Here is a 465-nt window from a genome sequence, read left to right as displayed (position 1 = left end):
GCGCAAGGCGCGCGGCGAGGAGGAGATGTCGTCGCCGGCCTTCCTGAAGAAGGTCCGCGAAGTGGCCAAGTCGCTCAACATTCCGCAGGACATGCTGAAGCGCGGCGTCAATGTCGGCTTCTCCGGCGGCGAGAAGAAGCGCAACGAGATTCTTCAGATGGCGCTGTTCGAGCCGGCTGTCTGCATCCTCGATGAAATGGATTCGGGCCTCGACATCGATGCGCTGCGGATCGCAGCCGACGGCGTCAACGCGCTGCGCTCGCCGGAGCGCGCCATGGTCGTGATTACCCACTACCAGCGGTTGCTCAACTACATCGTGCCCGACGTCGTGCACGTGATGTCGAAGGGCCGGGTGGTGAAGAGCGGCGGCAAGGAACTGGCGCTGGAGCTGGAAGAGTCCGGCTACGCGCAGTTCGAAGACGCGGCCTGACAAAGGCGGGTTCTCAGATGAACGTTGTTGCAAAG

General features: G+C 62.8%; 1 protein-coding gene. It reads left to right on the top strand.

Annotated elements, in window-relative coordinates; all coding sequences use genetic code 11:
* The coding region (locus tag CHM34_RS18420) for an ABC transporter ATP-binding protein (protein WP_369126367.1) at positions 1 to 430 on the top strand (430 nt) is incomplete at its 5' end.
* Positions 431 to 465: the final 35 nt, after the last annotated feature.

It is taken from the genome of Paludifilum halophilum, assembly GCF_002245355.1.
GTDB lineage: Bacteria > Bacillota > Bacilli > Thermoactinomycetales > DSM-45169 > Paludifilum > Paludifilum halophilum.
This window is presented reverse-complemented; position numbering and strand designations above follow the sequence as displayed.